Raw genomic sequence first — 18105 nt, forward strand, 5'->3', positions numbered from 1 at the left:
TGGCCGATGACTGAATCAGCGTTTGCCACGCAGCACAGTGCCTGGGCCAGGTTGATTCCGGCCACCGAAGTCGACCGTCGAATCGGCCTCTCGTGGCTCGAGGGGTTGGGCTTCAACCGGGCAGCTCCCGAAGAACTGCTCATCAAGCTTCTGGATATCGGCGCCACCGGCTTTCTCTGGCGCAAAGACCTGCCGGAAAGCGTCGCCGAGGCCGCGCTTGTCCATCCGAGCAGGAGCGTCCGGGGCCGTGTCGCCGAATGCTTCAACCTCTCCGCGGCCCAGTGGGAACGACTCATCGCCGCCACGCCCGAACCTGACCTGCGTGAGCAGTTGACGGAGCGGGCGAACGAAGTCCTGACGATTCGGCAGACGGCGCGTGGCGGTCGAGGTGTCGGTCACGCGCCGTACCCCGAGGCTCTGCCGCCGACATCGCCGGACGAGATTGCCGTCATGGCCGCCGAGGTCCCGGACATCGATCCGCAAGGCTATACGACAGCACTGTGGTGGATCGGCGCGCTGCACGCGAACGCCGATGCCATGCGTCAACTCGCGGTCTCACCCAAGCTGTTGGTCCGCCGCAGCGTCGCGCGGGCACCGCGACTTCCTGCGGACGTGGTGGCTGTCCTGGCCCGCGACGAGGACTCGGTCGTGCGACTCTTCCTGGCCGAGTCCTGCGACGACGCCCCGCCCGAGATGCTCGTTGAGGTAGCAGGCTGGTGGGACGAGAGCTTCTCGTTCCCCGGTCGGCCGCGCAACCATCCCAACTTCCCGCGCGAGGGGCTGCTGCGCTTCGCGGAGGACCCGAACCCGCGCCTGCGGGCGCTCGCGCTGGACGACCCGGCCTCCACCGCTGCACTCGTCGAGCAGTTCAGCTGTGATCCTGACGTAATCGTGCGCAGGGCGGCTGCAGCGGACCGTCGGCTCACGCCGGAGGCTGCGGTCAGGCTGGCTGCCGAGTCCGACCGGGGTGTGCAGTGGCGTGTCTGTTCCAACCCGGTCATGCCGCCGGACGAGTTGGTGTCCCTCCTGCTTCGCCTGCGCAGTGTTGAGGACGCGACTCGCAATCCTGCCATCCCTGTTCCCGTGATGCACCGGATGGTCGCGGATGCCGCCCCGCTCGCCGTTGGGCCGCGTTGGCGGCGGGGATGACGAGGTAGAGCTCGGTGCGTCATCCAGGCCTCCTCCTGCCGAAGGTTGGCGGCGGCTGCCGTCGCGACCTGCTGCAGGACGGCGGAGGAGTCGGCAGCGTAGTAGACCCGGACGCTGAGCACGACGGTGCCGACCCGGATCGTGTCGACGACCAGGGGCATGGGCGAGCCGTTGCTCAGGTTGTAGGTCGCCCGGTGGCTGTGGCGTCATCACCCACCGTCGGGAGTGAGAAGGGGGGCACGTCCTGGTAGGCCTCCCGGACGGGGCTGTCGAGGGTGAACCTGATGTTCGGACAGTTCTTCCCGCTGCTACGGGTGTCGGTGACGACCCGCTGGGCGTCGGCAGCCGAGGCGAAGCCGGTCATCATGGTCTCCAACTCGAAGGGCAGCTTGTCCGGGCAGCCGAGCATGGTGTAGCCACGGTCGACCTCGTCCAGCGCACGGTAGTGGGTTCCGGATACGTTGACGGCATTGAGGAAGAGGGTGCACTCAGGGCCTCCGGTGTCCGCCACTTATGTCCGGCGGTCCACAGCCGTGTTGTCGCTGTACGGGGACAGCTGGAGCGTCGGAACGTCCGATGCGGACAGAGTGACCGCCTTGAGCGCGCTCTGGCTCATGGGTGTCGCCTTCCCGATGCTTTTGCCTGTGGCGGAGGTACTTGGCGTCGTCGGGGCGGACGGCGTGCCCGACGAGGGCGAGGAAGCCGGCGACGGCGTGGAGTGGCACCCGGCTGTCGAGCCGATCAGCAGGCAGAGCACTGCGGGGTGGGTCGTGCGTCGGATCGCGTGCGTCTGTCCTCCTTGGAGTGCCGATCGAGTGAACAGCGGAATGTAGCAGCTTCGCTCGGTTGCGCCCGGTCTGCGGTTGTCGGAGGTTCAGCCGTGGACCGGGTAGGCGGACTGGAAGGCCAGGCGGTGGGTGGCACCGTCGCCGATGCGCTCCAGGGCTTCGTCGAGAGCCAGGAATACCTCCCAGGCGGGTTGGCCGGATGCGGCTGACAGGCGGGCCACGAGCAGGTTCTCCAACTCCGGCACGCGCTTGTTCTTCCAGACCTTGTCGGCGGTGCTGACCAGCAGGTCCTCGACTTGGATGCCGGGATCTGTCCACGCGGCGTGGGTTCCCGCGAAGCGGGCCAGCTCGGGGCGGACTCCATGGGCCAACAGGAGTTCCCGCCCGGCCTCCTCGTGGGCCGAGCCGGGGCCGGACAGCTCGGCGGCGTGCACCACCTTGCCGATGTCGTGGGTTGCAGCGCCGAAGAGCACCGCCTCGCGGTCGAAGGGCAGCTCGGGGTGGTGCTGCTCGGTCCACATGACCAGTTGGTGCGCCACGTCGTGGACGACGCGCAGGTGGGCAGCCAGTCGGGGTGGCGCTGCCAGGGCCAGCAGGAGGTCATCCACCGGCGTCGGGAGCGGGCGGCAGGGGGGATCGCCCGGATCGTGAAGGGCCCGCAGCAGCGTCGTGTTGGTCACCCCGACACGGTAGTCAGCGGCGCGGTGATCGTAAACTCGGCGCTCAGACGCGGGGTCGGGATTGCTGAGGGGCTCCGCTGCGGTCACAGGCCTGTCCAGGCGGCGGTGCCCGGACAACGCTCCGACCAGCGGCGCTCAGCCGCCGCCGACCGGGCCGGTGCTCTCGCGGACGATCAGTCTGGGGCGCAGCAGTTGCAGCGAGTTGGCGGGGGCCGCCCGGTCGGTGAGGGAGCGGAGCAACAGCTCGGTCGCCTGGCGCGCCATCTCCTGCTTGGGGAAGACGACCGTGGTCAGCGCCGGGTGCGCGCGCCAGCCCTCCTGGATGTCGTCGTGCCCGACCACCGACAGGTCGCCCGGGACCGAGAGGCCGGCCTCCGTCGCCGCCTCCAGCGCGCCGTAGCTGAGGACGTCGTGGGTGGCGAAGATCGCGGTCAGGCCGGGGTCGGCGGCCAGCGCGGCGCGGGCGGCGACGGCGCCGCCGGCCGGCGTCGGCTCGGGCGGGACGAACACCGAGGCGTCCGGGACGGTCAGCCCGTCGCGGGCGAAGGCGCGGCGGAAGCCCTCCAGCCGGGGCGCGTGCGCGGGCAGGCTGGCCAGCACGGCCACCCGTTCGTGCCCGAGCTCGCGCAGATGGCGTCCGGCCAGGTAGCCGGCCTGCTCGTAGTCGATGGTGACCACCGGGAAATCGCCCGGCGCCTCGCTCTCCCAGGCGCACAGCACCACCGGGAAGCGGGCGTCCGCGAGCAGCGGCAGATGGTCGATCAGGTCGCGGTCGCCGGCGATCAGCAGCGCGTCGACGGAGCGGCTGGACAGTCCGGCCAGATGCCGGCGGGCGCGCTCGCCGTCGAGTCGCGTGGTGCAGAGCAGCAGGTGGTAGCCGTGCCGCTCCAGGACGTTCTCGACCTCCTCGATGACCTCCGAGTAGAACGGGCTGGCCACCGTCGGCACGAACAGGCCGACCGTCATGGTGGTGCCGGTCGCCAGTGAACGGGCCACCAGGTTCGGGGTGTACCCGAGCTCCTCGATCGCCGAGCGCACCCGCGCCGCCGTCTCCGGCCGTACCGGCACCCGACCGGTGACGACGTTCGAGACGGTCTGCTTGGTGACCCCGGCGCGCTCGGCCACTTCCCGCATCGTCGCCATCGAACCCTCGCCTTTTACCGATCAAATAGATTGCAGCTGAAACCTAGCTCCGCGCCCGGAGAGCGTCAAGCAGCCCGAACCGGTCAGGGTACCGCCGTATCGGCCATTCTCTCCCATCGCGACGGGGTCGGCTAGGGGGTTGGTCGTCGGTCGACAGGTGGCCGCGTTCGAAACCCGGTGCCCGACATCTTGTTTTAGCGGTCAAATGCGTCGTACTGTTCCGACCCAACGAGCGACAGCGGGCCTGCGATCCGCTGTCGCATGCGGTGCACTGCTGCCCCTTTGGAAGGACATACCCATGCGTACCAGGACGAACCGAGCCGGGGCATGACCGTGGGGGAGAGGCGGACGACCTCGACGCTGCGCCAGGAGCTCCTGCGGATCGAGGGCACCCCCGACCCGGTCGGCGGCGACCTGCCGATCCTGCACGGGCTGCCCGCGCGGACCGCCGAGGGCGCCGGCTTCGACGAGGAGATGCGGCGCAACCTGGCCTATGGCGCCCCGCACTCGCTGCTCCCCTACACCCGGCAGGGCGACTACGACCGGGTGCGCGCCGAGCGCGAACTGCCCGCCGTCGTGCTGGAGAACGAGACGCTGACCGCGACCTTCCTGCCCTCGCTCGGCGGACGGCTGTGGTCGCTGGTCCACCGGCCCGACGGACGCGAACTGCTGCACCGCAACCCGCTCTTCCAGCCGGCCAACCTCGCCCTGCGCGACGCCTGGCTGGCCGGCGGGGTGGAGTGGAACCTGGGCGCCACCGGGCACTGGCCGCTGACCTGCGAACCGCTGCACGCGGCGCGGCTGACCGCAGCCGACGGCACGCCGGTGCTGCGGATGTACGCCTTCGAGCGGCTGCGCCGGCTCACCCTCCGGCTCGACGCCTGGCTGCCGCCCGGCTCCCCGATGCTGTTCGTCAACATCACCCTGGAGAACCCGGCCGAGCAGGAGACCCCGGTCTACTGGTGGTCCAACATCGCCGTGCCGCAGCAGCCGGACACCCGGGTCCTCGCGCCGGCGGACCACGCCTTCCACTTCGACTACGTCAGCGACCTCGCCCGCGTCGGCTTCCCGCAGCTGGACGGCACGGACCGGAGCTACCCGGCCCGGGTCGCGCACGCGGCGGACTACTTCCTGGACCTGCCGGAGGGCGAACGCCGCTGGATCGCCGCCCTGGACGGGAGCGGCGCCGGTCTCGTCCAGACCTCCACCGACCGGCTGCGCGGCCGGAAGCTCTTCTGCTGGGGCACCACCACCGGCGGCCGGCACTGGCAGGAGTGGCTGTCCGGCCCCGACCACGCCTACCTGGAGATCCAGGCCGGGCTGGCCAGGACCCAGCTCGAACACCTGCCGATGCCCGGACAGAGCAGCTGGACCTGGACCGAGGGCTACGGTCTGCTGACCGTCGATCCGCAGATCGCGCACGGCAGTTGGGAGAAGGCCAGGATCGGTGCGGCCGAGGCGCTGGACCGGCTGCTGCCGGCCTCGGCGCTCGAACGGGCCGAGCGGGCGGCGGAGGGCTTCGGCGCGCCCGAGGAGGTCCTGGCCACCGGCTCCGGCTGGGCCGCGCTGGAGATCGAGGCCGGGGCGCTGCCCGCCTCGCCGCTGCTGCCCTTCGGCAGCCCCGCCGCCGAGCAGCAGCCCTGGCGCGAACTGCTCGCCACCGGCGTCCTGCCGGCCACCGAACCCCCGGCCGCCCCGGTCACCGGCCGGCGCTGGCGCGCACTGCTGGAGCGCGGCGCCCGGGACTGGCACGCGCTCTACCAGCTCGGCCTGCTCCGGCTGGCCGACGGGGAGACGGAGGCCGCCCGCGAGGCGTGGACGCGCTCGCTCGAACAGCGGGCCACGCCCTGGGCGCTGCGGGCCCTGGCCTTCCTCGCCGGGGCCGAGGCGCCGGGCGACGCCGCCGAGCTGCTGGTCCGGGCGCACGTGCTCCGCCCCGAGCTGCGGGAGCTGACCATCGAGGCGCTGGACGCGCTGCTGCGTGCCGGCCGGCCCGCCGAGGCCCTGCGGATCATCGAGGCGCTGCCCAGGACCGACCGCGCCCACGGCCGGATCCGGTTGGCCGAGGCGGCGGCGGCGCACGCGACCGGCGCCGACGACCGGGTCAGGGAGCTGCTGGCGGAGGGGATCCGGGTGGACAACATGCGCGAGGGCGAGCTCTCGCTCGACGCCCTGTGGCTCGCCGTCCACCCCGGGCAACCGGTCCCGCCGGCGTACGACTTCCGGATGTCGGAGGGCTGAAGCCGCGCGCACGGGGGCGCGCACGGGGGACACGCAGGCACGGGGGGACACACCGCACCACGCGCACACGGCGCACCGCACCACGCGCACGCAGCGCACCGCACCACGCACCACGGGAAAACCATCACCACGGCAAAAGGAGTCACGGTGTCAACACCCTCCATCCGACGAAGGTTCGCCGGAGGCGTAGCCGCGCTGGCGCTCGCCACCGCCGGCCTCAGCGCGATGACGACCTCCACGGCCTCGGCGTCCGCACCGAGCCCGTCGAAGCCGTCGAAGCCGGCGAACCCGTTGACCGCCACGTTCAACGTCAACATCGGTTCGATCGGGTCCTTCGACAACGCCGACGACACCCCGGCCAGCCCGTTCACCGACAAGGACGGCGCCTTCTACTACCAGTCCTCGCACTCGCTCTACGGTGCGACCGACCCCCGGGCCTGGGACTTCTTCACCGGCACGGACTTCGACACCGCGACCGCCGACAGCACCCTCGACAACGCGGTCAACCCGGCGAACCCCAAGGACGCCAACAACGACACCACCGTCCGCTGCAACACCAGCCCGACCGGGGTCACCGCGACCGCCGCCGCCGGCTCCGGCTACTCCCAGCCGAACTACTGCGACCTGGTGGGCGTGTGGGTCGACCCGGACACCGGCAACTGGTACGGCCTGGTCCACAACGAGTTCACCCCGCAGCCCTTCGGCGACGGGCTGCACTACGACTCGATCGACTACGCGGTCTCCACCGACCAGGGGAAGACCTGGACCATCGAGGGCCACGCCATCACCTCGCCCTACAGCACCACCCGGGGCGACACCGCGGCCTTCCCCAACCAGACCTACGACTACGGTGACGGCGACCCCCGGCTGTTCGTCGACACCGCGTCGGGCTACTTCTACGTCTACTACGGCTCCCGGATCGTGCCCAAGGCCGGAGCCGGCGGCAGCACCGGCGGGCTGGCGCACGTCGCCCGCGCGCCGATCTCCGGCAAGATGGCGACCGGCAGCTGGGAGAAGTTCTACGACGGCCACTGGTCCCAGCCGGGCGTCGGCGGCAAGGAGAGCAACCTGGAGCCGGCCACCGCGACCGCTCCGAGCGGCTACACCCCGCCCGCCCAGGACTACAACCCGGCCAACACCGGCAATGTGGACGCCCAGGTGGCGGCCGGGAAGCTGCCGGCCAAGTCCCCGCTGTTCATCATGAACATCGCCTACGACGCCTACCTCGGCCTCTACATCGGCGAGCCCGAGGTGGTGAACACCAGCACGCCGCAGACCCAGCAGTTCTACGCCACCAGCAACCTGGCCACCCAGCAGTGGCACCTGATCGGCACCAGCGGCAGCTACACCTCGGACTCCTGGTACCGCTGGTTCCTGGACAACCAGAACGTGACCAGCTCGACCATCGTCGGCCAGACCTTCCGCTCCTACTGTGCGATCGCCTGCGCCAGCTCGGACGGCGAGTACGCCGACATCACCATCGGCTCCAGCGCTCCGGCCGCCGCACCGTTCAACCCGGCCGACACCTACCGGATCGCGGCCGGCAACGGCCGGGTGCTGAGCCAGGTCGCCGGGAGCCCGGCGACCGCCTCGCTGTCCGCCACCGACGCCGGCGTCCGGAGCAGCGGACGGCACGCGCACCCCGCCTCGCCGCTCCAGGCCTGGTCCTTCGTCGCCAACGGCGACGGCTCCTACCAGATCGTCAACTCCGATACCGGGAAGCTGCTCGGCGTCGGCACCGGCAGCACCGCCACCCGCGCCTGGGGCACCGTGCCCACCGTCACCGCGCCCGGCGCCAACGGCCCGACCGTCGGCCAGCAGTGGTGGATCATCCGGGACACCGACCACAGCACCGGTGCGGCCACCGGCAGCTACCGGCTGGTCAACCGCTACAGCGGCCTGGTGCTCGGGCTGGACCCGGGCACCGGCGCGCACGCCGCCAACGGTGCGGTCGCCGAGACCACCCCGGCCCGCTACTGGACCAACACCACCGGCAACGCCGTGGGCGGTTCGCGCACCAGCCGTGAGCAGACACTGGGCATCACCGCCGTCGGCAAGGTCGCGGGCACCGTGACCGTGAGCGGGATCGGTGCCCAGAGCTGGACCGACGGTGCGCAGGTCAGCCTGCAGGCCTCGGCCATCTCCTCGGCCCACGCCACCCGGTACTACTCGGCCACCGGCCTGCCCGCCGGGGTGACCATCAACTCCACCACCGGAGCGGTCAGCGGCGCCCCGACCAACATCGCCACCGGAACGGCGACGGTCACGGTGACGGCGGGCGCGGCCTCGGCCGCGACCACCTTCGGCTGGAAGGTCGGGCCCGGCCCGATCAAGTCCGGCAGCTACACGGTCTCGCTCCAGGGCCAGGGGCTGGAGGACCCGAACGCCTCCAGCACCGACGGGATCCAGCTCGACACCTCCGCGCTGACCGGCGCGGCCGACCAGAACTGGACCTTCACCCAGCAGCCCGACGGCTCGTACCAGGTGGTCAACGGCGGCTCGGGCGACTGCATGGACGACAACGGCGGCTTCACCGCCGTCGGCACGGCGGCGATCCAGTGGCCCTGCACCGGCGGCGTCAACCAGCACTGGACGCTGGCGCAGCTGCCCAACGGGGCCTACACGATCACCAACGCCCACACCGGCCTGCTGCTGACCACGGCCTCCACCGGCAACGGCGCGCTGGTCACCCAGCAGGCCGACACCGGCTCGCCGCTCCAGCAGTGGACGATCAAGTAGTCCGACCGACTCCGGGGCGCGCAGGCGGTGTCGGACCGAACCCGGCACCGCCTGCGCCTCCGGCGCACCACGCACCACGCATTCGCACTGCGCAGTTCGACCGAGGCGGTCGCCACGAGGGCGGGCCGCACCAAGACCAAGGAGCCACGGTGTCAACAACCCCCGTCCGAAGAAGGCTCGTCGGCGGCCTGGCCGCCTTCGCGCTCGCCACCGTCGGCGTCAGCGCGCTGACGGCCGCCCCGGCCTCGGCGACTGCGTCGAGCCCCAGCTACAGCATCAGCGTCGGTTCGACCGGGTCCTTCGGCAACCCGGACGACACCCCGGCCGGCCCGTTCATCGACAAGGACGGCACCTTCTACTACCAGTCCTCGCACTCGCTCTACGGTGCGACCGACTCCCGCTCCTGGAACTTCTACACCGGGACGAACTTCGACACCGCGACCGCCGACAGCACCCTCGACAACGCGGTCAACCCGGCGAACTCCCAGGACTCCAACAGCAACACCACCTACCGCTGCAACAACAGCCCGACCGGCCTCACCGCCACCTACGCGCCCTCCAGCACCAGCTATGCCGAGGCCAACTACTGCGACCTGGCCGGCGTGTGGGTGGACCCGGACACCGGCTACTGGTACGGCATGGTGCACAACGAGTTCACCCCGCAGCCCTTCGGCGACGGTCTGCACTTCGACGCCATCGACTACGCGGTGTCGACGGACCAGGGGCGGTTGTGGACCATCGAGAACCACGCCATCACCAGCCCGTACAGCACGACGCGCGGCAACACCACCGCGTTCCCGAACGAGACGTACGACTACGGCGACGGCGACCCGCGGCTGTACACGGACACCGCCTCGGGCTACTTCTACCTCTACTACGGCTCGCGGATCGTCGACAAGACCGGCAGTTGGGCGGCCTTCTACGAGCACGTGGCTCGCGCCCCGATCTCCGGCAAGATGGCGCCCGGCACGTGGGAGAAGTGGTACGACGGATCGTGGAGCCAGCCCGGCCAGGGCGGCCTGGAGAGCAACCTGGTGCCGGTCAGCTCCAGCAACAGCACCGGATACACCCCCGCATCCAGCGAGTACAACCCGGACACCACCGGTACCGCGAGCCAGCAGATAGCGGCCGGGGAGATGCCCGCGACGTCGCCGCTGTTCGTCATGGACATCACCTACGACGCCTACCTGGGTCTGTACATCGGCGAGCCGCAGAACCCCGACCAGAGCGGCTCGGCACCGCAGCAGTACTACGCGACCAGCAACCTCGCCACGCAGCAGTGGTCCCTGATCGGTGACACGGGCAGCAGCTTCGAAACCGCGTCGTGGTACCGCTGGTTCCTCGACAGCACGAACCTGACGAGCTCCGCCATCGTCGGGAAGTCCTTCCGCTCGTACTGCGCGTACGGGTGTCCAGGAGGGTCCTCCGGTGACTACGCCAACGTCACCGTCGGCTCCAGCGCCCCGGCCGCCGCGCCGTTCAACCCGGCCGACACCTACCGGATCGCCAGCGCCGACGGCCAGGTCCTGGGCCAGGTCTCCGGCAGCTCGGCGACCGCGTCGCAGTCCGCGTCCAGCGGCTCGACGCTGCAGGCCTGGTCCTTCGTCGCCGACGGCGACGGCTCCTACCGGGTCGTCAACGCCTCGTCCGGGCAGCTGCTCGGCGTCGGCAGCAGCAGCACCGCGACCCGCGCCTGGGGCACCGCGCCCACGGTCACCGCGTCCGGCACCGGCGGCCCGACCGTCGGCCAGCAGTGGTGGATCATCTCGGACACCGACCCCGGCACCGGCGCGGCCACCGGCAGCTACCGGCTGGTCAACCGCTACAGCGGCCTGGTGATCGGGCTGACCACCGGTTCCGGCGCGGTCGCCGAGACCACCCCGGCCCGCTACTGGACCAACACCACCGGCAACTCCGTCGGCGGATCGCGCACCGGCAACGAGCAGACGCTGACCATGACCGCCGTCGGCACCACCACGGCCAACCTCAACGGCACCCACACCGTCTCCCTGTCGGGCCAGGCCCTGGACGACCCGAACTGGTCGACCAGCACCGGTGTGCAGCTCGACACCTGGGGCCGCAACGCCGGGGCCAACCAGAACTGGGTCTTCACCCAGCAGAGCGACGGGTCCTACCAGATCGAGAACGCCTACTCGGACCTGTGCCTGGACGACGACGGCGGCTTCACCACGGCCGGCACCGAGGCGATCCAGTGGACCTGCACCGGCGGCAGCAACCAGCACTGGACGCTCGCGCAACTGCCGGGCGGCGCCTACACGATCACCAATGTCCACTCCGGCCTGCTGCTGACCACGGCCTCGACCGCGAACGGCGCGCTGGTGACCCAGCAGGCCAACACCGGCTCGGCGCTCCAGCAGTGGACCGTTCAGTAACCGGCGGCTCCTGACAGCGAACGCCGGGGCCCGCCGACCTCCCGGTCGGCGGGCCCTTTTCCGGGCCGGTCGGGCCCGCAGCCCGGCTCGCGGAAGCGGGCCGGTAGGGTACCGGCATGCGCATCCTGGTCACCGGCGGCAGCGGGTACATCGGCTCCCACACCACTCTCCAGCTCATCGCGGCCGGCCACGAGGTGGTGATCGCCGACAACTTCAGCCGGAGCAAGCCCTCCGTCCTGGGGCGGCTGGAGGCACTGGCCGGAACGGCGATCAAGTACCACGTGGTCGACCTCACCGACCGGGCCGCGACCGACCGGCTGTTCGCCCAGGGCGCGTTCGACGCGGTCGTGCACTTCGCCGGGCTGAAGGCGGTCGGGGAGTCCGTGGCGCAGCCGCTGGAGTACTACTCCAACAACCTCGGTTCGACGCTCTCGCTGCTGGCCGCGATGCGCGCGCACGGGGTCGCGAAGCTGGTGTTCTCCTCCTCCGCCACCGTCTACGGCGAGGACGCGCCGGTGCCGATGCAGGAGTCCTTCCCGACCTCGGCGACCAACCCCTACGGCTGGACCAAGGTGATGCAGGAGCAGATCCTGCGCGACGTCGCCGCCGCCGACCCGAACATCCGGATCGCACTGCTGCGCTACTTCAACCCGGTCGGCTCCCACGCGTCGGGGACGATCGGTGAGGACCCGCACGGGGTGCCCAACAACCTGATGCCGCTGCTCGCCCAGATCGCCGTCGGGCGGCGGGACGCGCTCCAGCTCTACGGCCAGGACTACCCCACCCCCGACGGCACCGCGCGCCGCGACTACCTGCACGTCGAGGACCTGGCCGCCGGTCATGTCGCCGCGCTGGACCGGCTGGGCGAGACCGCGGAGCCGGTCTCGACCTGGAACCTGGGCACCGGGACGCCCACCTCGGTCCTGGAGATGGTGTCGGCGTTCGCCGAGGCCAGCGGTCGGGAGATCCCGACCGTGGACGCGCCCCGGCGCCCCGGCGACATCGCCGACTCCTACGCGGACCCGGCCAAGGCCCGCACCGAGCTGGGCTGGGTGGCTGCCCGCAGCATCCACGACATGTGCGCGGACACCTGGCGCTGGCAGTCGCAGAACCCGGACGGCTTCCCGGACGAGTAGCGGCGTCACCCCGACGGCAGGTCGACCCGGACGGAGTCGGCGCTGTCGGCGGTGTCGGAGCCGTCGGGGCCGTCGGCCGCCGGGATGTCCTCGCTGAGGAAGCCGCCGGACTGGTGCTGCCAGAGCTTGGCGTAGGCGCCCTCGGAGGCGAGCAGTTCGTGGTGCCCGCCCTGCTCGATGATCCGGCCCCGGTCCAGCACCACGAGCCGGTCCATGCCGGCCACGGTGCTGAGCCGGTGCGCGACGACCAGCGCGGTCCGACCGTTCATCAGCCGCCACAGCGCCTCCTGCACCAGGATCTCGCTCTCCGAGTCCAGGGCGCTGGTGGCCTCGTCGAGCAGCAGGATCGGGGCGTCCCGCAGGATCGCCCTGGCCAGGGCGACCCGCTGGCGCTGGCCGCCGGAGAGCTTGACGCCGCGTTCGCCCACCATGGTGTCGAAGCCCTCCGGCAGCGCGTCGGCGAACTCGGTGACGTGCGCCGCCTCGGCTGCCCGGCGGATCTCGGCCTCGGTCGCGTCCGGTCGGGCGAACGCGATGTTCTCCCGCAGCGTCCGGTGGAACATGGCCGGGTCCTGCGGCACGTAGGCGATCTGACTGCGCAGGTCGGCCTGGCGCAGCCGGCTGATGTCCTGGCCCCCGATCAGGATCCGCCCGGCGTCGACGTCGGTCATCCGCAGCAGCAGCCGGGTGAGCGTGGTCTTGCCGCCGCCGGAGCGGCCGACCAGTCCGATCCTGGACCCGCTCGGCACGTGCAGGTCGAGCCCCCGGAAGAGCGGCGCCGCGCCCTCGTGGGCGAAGGTCACCCGCTCGAAGCGGACATCGGCGGACCTGGGGCGCAGCGGCTCCGGCGAGGCCGGGTCGAGCACGTTCGGCGGCGTCAGCAGCAGTTCGGCGAACTGCGCGGCCTCCGTCATCGAGCTCTCCAACCGCCGGTAGATCTGGTTGAACTCGAACATGATCCTGGTCGCGTTGGAGTAGTAGGTGAAGGCGACCACGACCGTCTCCACGCTGTGCCTGCTGCCGCCGAGCGCCACCGCGAGCAGCAGGCCCAGCGCGTTGGTCAGCACCGACATCGGCGCGACCAGGGTGTCGATCCGCAGATTGCTGTAGTCCCAGGAGCGCAGCGAGAGCCGGCGCGACTCCGCCACCCGGGAGCGGTGCTCGGCCGCCTCGCGCCCCTCGGCGGCGAAGGCCCGGACCGTGTCCATGTTCATCAGACTGTCGGCGACATGGCCCGAGACCCGGGCGATCGCCGCCTCGCGCTGGTCGACCAGGGCCTGGCGGCGGCGGATGAGCGGCAGCACGAGGACCGCCGCCAGCGCGATCAGCGTCAGCAGGACGACGACCAGCAGCGGTTCGTACTGCCACAGCACCACCGAGCCGAACAGCAGCGGCACCAGGCTGCCGACGACCGAGAAGGTCATCGTGTCGACGAAGTCCTCGAAGCGGGAGGCGAAGCTCAGCACCCGTTTGGTCAGCGAGCCGGCGAAGTTGCTGTGGAAGAACGCGGAGTCCTTGGCGAAGAGCTCGTCCATGCCGCTGATGTACAGCTGCTCGATGCCCCGGGCCTCAAGCCGGTTGAGGCAGTGGCCGCCGATCCGCCACAGCAGCTCCGAGAAGAGCAGCACCCCGCCGAAGCCGAGGACGTAGGGCAGGGTCGCGCCGACGCTGATGCCGCTGTCGTCGGCGATCCGGCCGACGAGCATGGCGACGATCAGCGGTGCGATGTAGCCGATGCCGATGTTGCCCATGGCCGGCAGCAGCATCGCGGGCGCGGTCAGCCACCGCAGCCGGGTCAACTCCTGTCTGTAGAAGCGCAGGGCGAGCAGGACCGCGCCCCGGCGCGGCGACCCCTCCGGGGTCTCGGGTGATGCGGGCGATCGCACACCACACCTCCGTTCTTCGCAGGTGGGCCCCCCTTGCCGCCGCTGGTGACGGAGCGTGCCCGTTCGGGCACGGAGGGAGCCGGGATCCGAAGTCTCCCGCGAGGGCGTCCGTGCCGTCCAAGCGTTTTTCGCGAGGGCCGGCGCAGGCAGCCATTCGTGTGGCGGTGCCCGGTGTCGGCGTTTGCGGCGGGGGCCGATGGTTGAACCGGTCTACCTTCGAGTCCATGGTGCGTCGGCGTTCCGGGTCGGGACGGTCGGCGCGTGGACCACCACCCTCGGAGTGAACCCGTCATGGCAAAGATCCTGTTCGTGATGACCGGCGTCGACTACTGGACGCTGGCCGACGGCACCAGGCACCCCACCGGCTTCTGGGCCGAGGAGGCCGTCGCACCGTACGAGGCGTTCGAGGCCGCGGGGTACGAGGTCGTCGTCGCCACCCCCGGCGGGGTGATCCCGACCGTGGACCGGGGCAGCCTGGCCCCGCAGGTCAACGGCGGCGAGGAGGGCGCGCAGCGGGTCGCGCTCGCGCTCGCCTCGATGGCCGAACTGCGGAAGCCGGTCAAGCTGGAGGACGTGCGGCTGGACGACTACGACGCCGTCTTCTATCCCGGCGGCCACGGCCCGATGGAGGATCTGGCGGTCGACGCCGACTCCGGCCGGCTGCTCACCCTGGCGCTGAGGTCCGGCAAGCCGCTCGGCGTGGTCTGCCACGCCCCGGCCGCGCTGCTGGCGGCCAGGGACGAGGACGGCGGCTCACCGTTCTCCGGCTACCGGCTGACCGGCTTCACCAATGCCGAGGAGACCCAGGCCGGGCTCGCGGACAAGGCGAAGTGGCTGCTCCAGGACCGCCTGGTGGAGCTGGGCGCCGACTTCCAGGAGGGCGAGCCGTGGGTCCCGAAGGTGGTCGTCGACCGCAACCTGGTCACCGGTCAGAACCCGGCCTCCTCCGCGCCGCTCGCGGCCGAGATGCTGCGGATGCTGGGCTGACGGCCCCGCTCGGCCGCGCCGGGGTTCCCAGCGGAAGCGGCGGCGGGTGACGGCGACGGCGACCCGGGCGGCGACCAGCAGCAGGCACGGGGCGGCAGCTGCTCCGGCTGCTCGCCGGCGGCCTCACCGACGAGCGCGCCGCGCAGCGCCTCGGCGTCTCGCTGCGGACCATCCGGCGGATGATGGCCGACCTGATGACCCGGACCGACTCCCGCAGTCGGTTCCAGGCGGGCATCAAGGTCGCCTCCCTGGGCTGGCTGGAGTCCTCGGTGGAGGCGCTGCCCTAGGCTCCGGGGCCGGTCAGGTCGAGGCGCCAGTCGTTGCTGCGCATCAGGGTGCCGCTGCCCGCGGGGTACTCGAAGTCGCAAGGTCCCAGCAGGGTGAAGCCCAGCCGCCCGCAGAGGGCGTTGGAGGGGGCGTTGTCGACCGAGGGGAAGGCGTGCAGGGCGGTGGGGGCGCCGGGCCGTCGGGCGGCCTCGCGGACGACGGCGACCAGCGCGGCCCCCGCGGCGGCGGCGATGCCCCGGCCCTGATGGGCGGGGAGGACGTTCCAGCCGGTCTCGTAGACCGCCCGGCCCTGCCACTCGCGCCGGTGGTAGGCGATGCTGCCGACCGCCTCGCCGTCGACCAGGACCGCGAACATCCGGCCGCGACCGGTCTCCGGCATGGCGAGGTAGCGGCGGTGCCGGGCCAGGAGCTCCTTCTCCGTTTCGGGGCCGCCGACATGACGGCGCATCTGCGGGGTGTTGATCTGCCGCAGCAGGGCGAGTGCCGACTCCGACCAGGGTTCGAGCTGAAGATCCATGCGGGCCAGCCTGGCACGGCCGGCGGGGGTCCGCATCGCAATTGCGCCGCAGGTCACGGCTGGTGTGGCGGGTCCGGGGCCGGAACGGCGGCCATTTCCGAAATTGGTCTAGACCGTCAACCGGAGCGGGGCAATATCAACCGCCTGTGAACATAGGGTAGTTTGAACGCCAGCAGCCGAATGCGCAGTAATCCTCGGCATGTGCGGGTCATACGTGCAGCGCAAGCCGTGTCCCGCGCACAGCACAGCCATCCCCGTTCGACTGCTGTACCGACCGGTCGCTACGTCCCGAGGACGCCGATGCCTGATCAACTCCTGCCTGCCGGACACGCCGCGCCCAGAAGCGGCCGCCGGCGCGGCACGTCCGCCGCGTCCACCACCTCGGCCGGGGGAGGCATGCGACCCCGCCTCCTGCGGGTGGCCACTCTCCCCGCAGTCGTCACCACGCTGCTCGGGGCCGGCGCAGTGGCCTTCCTGGTGCTCGACAAGCCCGCAGATCCCGTGTCCGGCGGGCCACTTGCGGTACTGGCCGCCGCAGCGGCCGGCTGCGTGGCGGTGCTGCTGGTGGCGGCGGGCCGGGCCCGCGCCGCGGACCGCTGGATGCAGCGCCGGGTCGAGGCGCTGCGCTCCGCCAGCCTGCGCGGTGAGCAGGAGCTGTGGCAGATCGTCGAGCAACTGCCGCAGGAGCGGCGGCCGGTGGCCTTCGGCCGGGAGTCCGCCGCGGAGACCGGCGACGTCTTCGAGGTGCTCGGCCGCGATCTGGAGCGCTACCGGCTCGGGGCCGCGGCCGCCCTCCAGGCCTCCGCCTCGGCGCCGGTCGAGGCGCCCGACCAGCGGGTCAGCGTCTTCGTCAACCTCGCCCGCCGGCTCCAGTCCCTGGTCCACCGGGAGATCCAGCTGCTGGACGAGCTGGAGGCCCAGGTCGAGGACCCCGACCTGCTCAAGGGGCTCTTCTCGGTCGACCACCTGGCCACCCGCATCCGCCGCCACGCGGAGAACCTCGCCGTCCTCGGCGGCGCGGTCCCGCGCCGCCAGTGGACCCGGCCGGTCACCATGTACGAGATCCTCCGCTCGGCCGTCGCCGAGGTGGAGCAGTACTCGCGGGTCAAGCTGGTCCAGCCGACCGAGGGCAACCTGCGCGGTCACTCCATCGCCGACATCGTGCACCTCATCGCCGAGTTGGTCGAGAACGCCACCATGTTCTCCGCCCCCACCACCCAGGTGCTGCTGCGGGCCCAGCGGGTCACGGCCGGCCTGGCCATCGAGGTCGAGGACCGCGGTCTGGGCATGACCCCCGAGGAGCGGGCGCAGATGAACCTGCTGCTCGCCGACCCGGGTCAGATCGACATCGGCGACCTGCTGGACGACGGCCGGATCGGCCTCTTCGTGGTCTCCTCGCTCGCCCGCCGGCACGGCATCGCGGTCCAGCTGCAGTCCAACATCTACGGCGGCACCCAGGCCGTGATCGTGCTGCCGCACGCCCTGCTCGGCGGCGCGGAGCAGGAGGAGGACGAGCCGTCCGCCGCGATCGGCGCACAGCGGCAGCCGCAGCAGCGGCCGCAGGTGCAGCAACAGCCGCAGCCCGCGCCCGTCGCACCCGCGCCCGCCGCCCGGCCCGTCGCCACCCAGCCCGGTTACCTGGCGGCCCGGGCCGGCCACGAGCCGCGCTACGCGGTCGAGCACGCCGGCGCCGAGGCCGACCACCGCCAGGTCGCCGACCACCGGCAGCCGCCGGGCGTCCGTCCGGCCCCGGCCCAGGGAGCCGGCGGCGGGAGGCCGCTGCCGCAGCGGGAGCCGGGGGCGCTGCGCTCGCCGGAGAAGGGGACCATGCCCGTGCACCACCGACCCACCCCGCCGGAACCGGTCCGCCAGGCCGAGCCGGGACACCCGGGCGGAGCCCGCACCGGGGACGCCCGTCCCGCGCTGCCCCGGCGGAACCAGCAGACCCACCTGGCCCCCCAGTTGCGCGACACCCCGGGCGGCCGGTACGGAGCCCCGGCCGACCCGTACGCCGAGGACGCCGACTACAACCCCGGTCTCATGGCCGCCTTCCAGCAGGGCGTCAGCCGCTCCGACGCCGCCGGCCGTCCGGAGGACGGTGACCCGGACGTCAGCAGCAGTGCCAGTTGACCCGACGCCAACACCCGCAAGGAGATTC

General features: G+C 71.8%; 12 protein-coding genes and 1 pseudogene. 8 read left to right on the forward strand and 5 right to left on the reverse strand.

Annotated features, from left to right (window positions below; genetic code table 11):
* Positions 1-6: 6 nt before the first annotated feature.
* The gene (locus BS75_RS45140; protein WP_052070046.1) at positions 7-1149 is read left to right on the forward strand and encodes a hypothetical protein; all 1143 of its coding nucleotides are present in this window, start codon (positions 7-9) and stop codon (positions 1147-1149) included.
* 175 nt (positions 1150-1324) lie between these two features.
* Here the strand turns inward: BS75_RS45140 and BS75_RS33765 are convergent, their stop codons facing one another.
* The 3 genes from BS75_RS33765 to BS75_RS33780 form a co-directional block, all read right to left on the reverse strand.
* Positions 1325-1660 (reverse strand): hypothetical protein, encoded by a 336-nt coding sequence (locus tag BS75_RS33765; protein WP_034090933.1) that lies wholly within the window; start codon positions 1658-1660, stop codon positions 1325-1327.
* A 363-nt stretch (positions 1661-2023) separates the two neighbouring features.
* Positions 2024-2617, reverse strand: coding sequence for an HD domain-containing protein (locus BS75_RS33775; RefSeq protein ID WP_042440515.1), 594 nt, complete (start codon positions 2615-2617; stop codon positions 2024-2026).
* Positions 2618-2752: 135 nt separating this feature from the next.
* Complete coding sequence (locus tag BS75_RS33780) at positions 2753-3760, reverse strand: LacI family DNA-binding transcriptional regulator (RefSeq protein ID WP_034090935.1); 1008 nt, start codon at positions 3758-3760, stop codon at positions 2753-2755.
* 327 nt (positions 3761-4087) lie between these two features.
* Between BS75_RS33780 and BS75_RS33785 the strand changes: the two genes are divergently transcribed.
* The 4 genes from BS75_RS33785 to galE all read left to right on the forward strand — a co-directional run bounded on the left by BS75_RS33785 (position 4088) and on the right by galE (position 12269).
* Positions 4088-6001: a DUF5107 domain-containing protein gene (locus BS75_RS33785; protein WP_034090936.1), complete on the forward strand. Its 1914-nt coding sequence runs from the start codon at positions 4088-4090 to the stop codon at positions 5999-6001.
* A 147-nt stretch (positions 6002-6148) separates the two neighbouring features.
* A complete protein-coding gene (locus BS75_RS33790) occupies positions 6149-8740 on the forward strand; it encodes an RICIN domain-containing protein (protein ID WP_034090937.1) in 2592 nt (863 codons plus the stop codon).
* Between the two features lie 149 nt (positions 8741-8889).
* Positions 8890-11133 (forward strand): RICIN domain-containing protein, encoded by a 2244-nt coding sequence (locus BS75_RS33795; RefSeq protein WP_042440520.1) that lies wholly within the window; start codon positions 8890-8892, stop codon positions 11131-11133.
* A gap of 116 nt (positions 11134-11249) precedes the next feature.
* Entirely contained in the window at positions 11250-12269 is a 1020-nt protein-coding gene (galE, locus tag BS75_RS33800) for a UDP-glucose 4-epimerase GalE (RefSeq protein ID WP_034090938.1), read from the forward strand.
* A 5-nt stretch (positions 12270-12274) separates the two neighbouring features.
* Here galE and BS75_RS33805 read toward each other — a convergent pair whose 3' ends face one another.
* Entirely contained in the window at positions 12275-14035 is a 1761-nt protein-coding gene (locus tag BS75_RS33805) for an ABC transporter ATP-binding protein (protein WP_231608215.1), read from the reverse strand.
* A 411-nt stretch (positions 14036-14446) separates the two neighbouring features.
* Between BS75_RS33805 and BS75_RS33810 the strand changes: the two genes are divergently transcribed.
* The gene (locus tag BS75_RS33810; protein WP_034090940.1) at positions 14447-15142 is read left to right on the forward strand and encodes a type 1 glutamine amidotransferase domain-containing protein; all 696 of its coding nucleotides are present in this window, start codon (positions 14447-14449) and stop codon (positions 15140-15142) included.
* Positions 15143-15249: 107 nt separating this feature from the next.
* Positions 15250-15312 (forward strand): annotated as a pseudogene (locus tag BS75_RS51995) (hypothetical protein); the annotation flags it as partial.
* A gap of 113 nt (positions 15313-15425) precedes the next feature.
* On the opposite strand, the gene BS75_RS33815 reads toward BS75_RS51995, so the two are convergent.
* Complete coding sequence (locus BS75_RS33815) at positions 15426-15947, reverse strand: GNAT family N-acetyltransferase (protein WP_034094323.1); 522 nt, start codon at positions 15945-15947, stop codon at positions 15426-15428.
* 396 nt (positions 15948-16343) lie between these two features.
* On the opposite strand from BS75_RS33815, the gene BS75_RS33820 reads away from it, so the two are divergent.
* Entirely contained in the window at positions 16344-18077 is a 1734-nt protein-coding gene (locus tag BS75_RS33820) for a sensor histidine kinase (protein WP_034090941.1), read from the forward strand.
* Positions 18078-18105 lie beyond the last annotated feature (28 nt).

The organism is Streptacidiphilus albus JL83 (assembly GCF_000744705.1).
Lineage (GTDB): Bacteria > Actinomycetota > Actinomycetes > Streptomycetales > Streptomycetaceae > Streptacidiphilus > Streptacidiphilus albus.